Here is a 6,347-nt window from a genome sequence, read left to right as displayed (position 1 = left end):
TAGTGGTCTGAATAAAAAAAACAGACTAACTGGTATTTAAATTAGAATTTTGCCTTACTTATATTTTTGAGTCAATAATTTTACTAAAAAACGTCTAGCCAACTCAAATTCTGTATAAAAACGTGCAAAAAAAATCTGTTTGCGAAGAAACAAACAGATCATTTTTTTAATAAAAAAACCTATTTAAAAAACTACTTTTTTAGCAACTGAAAAACCATTTTCTAAAGTAACTTTTACGAGTAAAACCTGATTTCTTGAATTTAGATTCGGAATAGAAAAATTAAACGCATCAATTTTAGTTTTTTTATAAAGAATTTTTCCTGTAAGATCAAAAACAGTTGCTTCTCTAATAAATTTCTGTAGAGCTTCAATACAAATAAGTTTGTCTTTTACATAGATAAAAATAGCATTCGAATTATTTTTAAATTCATCAAGATTCAATTCCTTGTCCAAATATTTCAATTCAAACCTATTATCAAAAGTTCCTTTCTCCGTCTCAAATTTATAAGGGCCATCTTTTAAGTTATACAATATCTCTTTTTCCTTATCGAGTATATAGATATTTGAATCTAAAAATTGGCTGTCAATATGGTCGATGCTTATCTTAAATTCTCCGCTAATCATGGTTGTATACCCTAGCAGAACAGAATCGGTTTTATCGAAAGGAAAAGCTCTGCCCTGAATGACCAAATTTTTATTTTCTGCAAGACTATAAAAATTCGCAAACACATTGCCATTAAAAGATTCTGCATCATAGTTCTCATCATATAAATTTGAAGCGCCAGCTATATATCCGACTAATATTTGCTTAAAGACCCCTTCTTCATTCGTTAGGTTCAGCCATAGTCTTTGCTTTCCAATTTCATTTTTTTGACTTTTACTGTTTTTAATAGGTTTAAAAAAGGTAGAATTTCTTTGCTGCATTCTCATCTTATCATTAAACTCGATCATACCCGCATTTTTGCATCCAACAAAAAAAGCTTGTCCTGACGCTATTGTCTTATCAGGAATACTTTCGTTTACACCATTAGCCAGACTTCCCCGAGTACCAACACCACCAAGTAAATTGTAAACCGCATAATCATCAGATGAATATTTGTTATTAGAAATGGGCGTATTATGCGTCCAGAAGTACAAGGTCCCTTTTATTTTTGATTCGTTTTCTCTCAAAAAAATATCAGCATCAAGTGTACATGGGTAAGGGTTTCCTATTAAATTGAAAATCACATTTCCAATCTTTAAATTGACATTCACTTTTCCATTATTCGGAATTCCTTTAAAAGTTGCCTGATAACTTGCAGGAACATTTGCCGAGAAATCTTTTGGTCCCTGAATAATATATCCCTTGCCAAGTGACATTACATTTGTTCCGCTTTCTTGATTCCAGACCCTTACAACAGGATCATAAGAATAATACTTGCTTGAGGACGGCGAAACATCAATCAATTTTTGAGTTTCTACAGGAGAAGACCAATAGGTATAATCTGATTTTAAAATAGGTGATGAATTTCGTTTCAAATGAATAATTCCTGTATTGATGATATCATCATCTGATTGATATAAATTTGCTGAATCCTCTAAAATTAAAGTTCCTAAGCCCGAATATGAAAACTCAATTCCTAGTGTATTTCCGCTCAATAAAGTAACTTTCTTGCCCTCATCAATACTACAACTGCAAACATTAACTGTTGTCAATTGTGGATAATCTTCTTTAAAAAATAATTCTTTTCCGCCTGACGGAAAACCATTTGACCAAGAATTTCCATTCCAGATTGTTGATTCTAAACAAAGTTTCAATCTAGCAATTCTGTGTTTAGAAGTTCCAGAAACCGAATTAAAATCTCCTCCAATCAAGAGTTTAAAATCTGACGAAAAACTCATTGCAAATAATTTGTTGTTTAGCTGAGCATCAAAAGACGTATCAAAACTTCCTGTTTTTAATAATCGTATTAATCGCAGCGATGGTGTAGTTTTATAACTTCCTGAAAAAGTTCCGCCCGCTAAAATACGATCGTCCGGCTGTACCAAAATACTTCGCACATCTCCTTTACTAAAACCAGTACCTGAATCAAATGTGACATCTAAACTTCCGTTTGTATTTAATCGTAAAATTCTTTTCTGGGCTGCATCATTAAAAGTGGTAAAAGAGCCACCAACAATTATTCTTTGATCAGACTGCAATGCCAATGCATATATATATTTATTAAATCCTGTTCCAATCGCAAATGTAGGATCAATGCTTCCGTTTGCATTTAAGCGTACTAAACGGAGAAAAGGAATTCCATCAAAAGCAGTAAATCGTCCAGCAACCAGAATTTTTCCGTCAGGCTGAAGTAAAATTGCTTCAATAATGGCATCTGCACCAACACCAGAATTAAAACTGGCATCTCTCAAACCATTAGGCATAAGTCGTACGATTCGGCCAGCATTTACATCATTGTATTTAGTAAAACCGCCCGCAACAATAATTTTTTCATCAGGCTGTATTGCCATTGCATAAATTTGGCTGTTACAGCCAGAAGTCACATTAAAAGATGGGTCCACTGTTCCGTTAGGTAAAATCCTAACTATGCGATTGATCATTGTCTCATTATACTTTGTAAAATTTCCGCCTATAACAATTTTTCCATCCGGCTGTAAAACCGCTGCTTTAATTAAATTATTAGCACCAACTTGCCCAAAATTAAAATCAGGATCAGAGGAACCATCTTCCAAAAGCTTAGCAATTCTGGAAACACTAGCACCATTAAACTTTTTAAAATTGCCAAATACCATTGATTTACCATCTTCTAAAGGCAGAATTTTATAAACCGAATTATCAAGCCCAATTCCAGATGCCAAATATCCTGTATCATATTCACCATCGGAACTAATCTTAGCCAATCTTCCTTGATTTAAACCGTCAAAAATTAAAAAAGAACCTCCAATATACCAAGCTCCCTCTGCATCAGTTTCTAATGCTAAAACGGAAGCGGTTGCCGGACCCGATCCAAAATCAATATCATTTTTTAAAAGACCGAAACTGTCTAATAGACAAACACGATTAACGCTGGTTCCATTATAGTTTCCTGTAAAAGATCCTCCAACCATTATATTTCCAAAGGAATCTGTTTTAAAAGCTAAAACAGCTCCAGAATTAAAACCCGAGCCTGTAAAAAAAGAAGTGTCTATACTTCCGTCTTGCATTATTCTAATAATTCTGTTGGCTGTGATGCCATTATAACTGGTAAATTTTCCTCCCAGAAGAATTTTGCCATCTGACTGCACTGTCATCGCGCTGACCTCACTATCAAAACCTTCTCCTACATTAAAAGTTAAATCAATTTGCCCATTATTATTTAAACGAAGAATTCTATTGATTTGTGTACCATTAAAAACAGTAAAATTTCCTGAAAGTAGTATTTTGTCATTATTCAAAACTTTGACGTTTTTTATAGTCGATGCCCCTGAACCTACAAAAGAAGCATCTAATGATCCGTTCGTCAAAATTCGGGCTACATAATTTGCTGTGCCATTATTGTATTTTGTAAAACTGCCACAAATGATTATTTTTCCATCAGACTGAAGTGCAATATCATAGATAATTCCTGTTGTTGCTCCAATTGAAGTATTAAATAATGTATCAATAGTGCCGTTTGGATTTAAACGAATGAGTCTTCCTGCACTTATCCCGTTGTAGGAGGTAAAACTACCACCTACAAGTATTTTGCCATCGGGCTGTATACATGAAGCATAAATTTTTCCATTGAAACCACTTCCTGTACGAAAATTTTCATCTATAGTACCATCTGGCATTAAGCGCGTCAAATAAGGAGATGGAATTCCGTTAAGGTTTAAATATTCACCACCAACTATCAGATTTTGATCAGATTGCAAGGACAAAGTCTGTACAGCATTATCAAATCCATCTCCAATTGAACCATCATCCAGGGTATTAAAAGTATCATCAACTTTTCCTTGTTGTCCATAAAATTCAAAATTTCCCAAAAATACAGTCAGAGTGACTGCGTAAAGCAATTTTCTAATCAAAGCCAAAAATCTGATTAATTAATAATATGCGAATTTTCTGAAATTTAAAGACTCGGTTATACGTGTGCAATACCCACTTTTAGTGATATTTATAGGCCCATAAAAAAAGCCATTTCTCATTGAGAAATGGCTTTTGGCAGTAAAACTATTTTTTATTTATTAAAAAATAATTTTTCTTGTTGTTTTATATCCGTTTTCAAGCGTTATATCAACTAATAAAACCTGATTGCCTGATTGTAGATTTGAGATCAGCAATTCTGATGTTCCTGCTTTCTTTTTTGTATAAAGCAATTTTCCAGCGACATCAAAAATCGCAACATCCTGTATAGCTTCGCTTGAAGAAACCACTTTAACCACTTTATCTTTTACAGAAATCGTAATACCTTTTTCAATATTTTCGAAGTCGCCTGTTCCTAAAGATTTATTAGTATATCTTAAAACCAAACGATCTGTAAAAGTTCCAATTGCTGTGGTAAAAGTATAATTGCTTTCTGTTAAATCATGAATCTTACCAGTAGACTTATCCTCAATATAAATTTTTTGAGTCGTCATATTACCATCAACATTATTGATCGAAATTGTAAAATCTCCAGCAATTGCAGAACGATAACCTAACGGAACTGTATCAGTATCTGCAAAAGGCAAACCACGTCCTTGAATTGCTAATTTGGTATTTTCAGTAATACTATAAAAATCTAGATATTTATTAGCGTCAAAACTTTCACCATCATATCGATCGTCATAAGAATTGCTTGCTCCTTGTACATATGCCACAAGCAATTGTTTGAAAGCTCCTTCCGTATTCGTCATATTCAGCCAAATACGATTCTTTTCAATATCTGCAGCTTTAGCTTCATTACTTGGCTTAAAGAACTGACCATTTCGATTACCTCCTCTTCGCATTCCATTGCTAAAAGTAATAGTCCCCGTCGTCTTAATCCCAGCAAAGAAACCTTGCCCAGCGCCAATATAGCCAGAAGGTGGATTATTGTTGTTTCCTGAACCAGGAATAGTTCCAGATCCTGCTGGTGCTGTGCCACCGCTTAAATTATAAACAGCGTAATCATCTGATCCATACTGATAAGCACCACCTAAAACCACTGGAACATTGTGAGTCCAAAAATAGAGTGTTCCTGTTAAATTTGCATTGTTGTTTATAAATTCGTCAGCGTATAAAGCGGAAGGATATGGATTTCCAATTAAATAAAATTTATTACCAGTCATTACCTCACTTGTAATATCACCATTTATAGGAGTTCCTGTAAAAGTTGCCTCAAAATCATTTCGCAACGTATTTGAAGTTCCTTCCGGGCCACGAATAATATAACCTTTACCCACAACCATAATAGTACTTCCTGGTCTATAAAGCCATCCAGAACCATTATGAGCATACATTTTTGTAGGATCTGTCAATGGTGAAACAGCTCCTAATGTCATATTATCAACTGGTGTTGACCAATACACATAATCGGCCTGACGTATTGGTGTGCTTTTACGTTTATATTTAATAGTTCCTGTATTAATCGTTTTGCTTGGAGTACCCTGCATTAAGCTTGAGCTGTCCTCAAAAATTAATTGACTTCCAGGAATAACATGAACGCCGTTTGTAACGGTTAATGTTTTTTTACCATCTACTGTTACAACTGCATTATTGCTTACTGTAACAGAGCAGTACGTTACATCTGCTCCGATCGTGTAACCACTTGCAAAATCAATGTAGTCATCTGAAGTTGGGGCACCATATGTCCATGAACTTCCGCCTGTATAAGTATTTGCTACTACCACAACTGGTGCTGAATAAGTTGCTGTACAGCCATTATCTAAAGCAAATCGATATGTTCCCGGAACTAATCCTGTAATTGTAGGCGTACTTGATGAGAAAGGTATACTAACAACTGTGGTTCCGTTATTTTGTAATAAATTTCCTGAAGCTGGTAACCCGCCTAATGTTACACTTGCTCCATTTGTTGAACATAATGGTCGTGTTGGTGTTCCAACCGTTGGTGCTGGGTAATTTGGTTTAATCGTTAAATTAGTGGTAGCCGTATTTGAACAACCTCCACTTGTAACTGTGTATTCAACCGTTACATCTCCTGCGGTAACTCCAGTTACAACTCCTGCATTTACAGTCGCTGAACCGGTCCCATCTACAATAGACCATGTTCCTCCAGGCGTTGTATTTGTAAAGGCTGGAGTAGATGAACCAACACAAGTTGATGTTGCTCCTCCTGTAATTGGGTTTACGGTTGGAAGTGGGTTTACTGTTACTGTTACTGTTGAAGAAGTTGCAGAAGCACAAGATCCGCTTGTTACAACAG

The 6,347-nt window shown here is 34.9% G+C and carries 2 protein-coding genes; both read right to left on the bottom strand.

What is annotated here, in order from left to right; all coding sequences use genetic code 11:
- Positions 1-183: 183 nt before the first annotated feature.
- Positions 184-3,987, bottom strand: a complete 3,804-nt coding sequence (locus tag B0A65_RS22960) for a T9SS sorting signal type C domain-containing protein (RefSeq protein WP_242670347.1) — start codon at positions 3,985-3,987, stop codon at positions 184-186.
- Between the two features lie 201 nt (positions 3,988-4,188).
- Positions 4,189-6,347 (bottom strand): T9SS sorting signal type C domain-containing protein (locus tag B0A65_RS22955; protein WP_089069672.1); only part of this gene is annotated, 2,159 nt, incomplete at its 5' end.

It is taken from the genome of Flavobacterium frigidimaris (genome assembly GCF_002217275.1).
Classification (GTDB): Bacteria; Bacteroidota; Bacteroidia; order Flavobacteriales; family Flavobacteriaceae; genus Flavobacterium; species Flavobacterium aquidurense.
The sequence above is the reverse complement of the archived record's forward strand: the minus strand, read 5'-3'. Positions and strand labels throughout refer to the sequence as shown.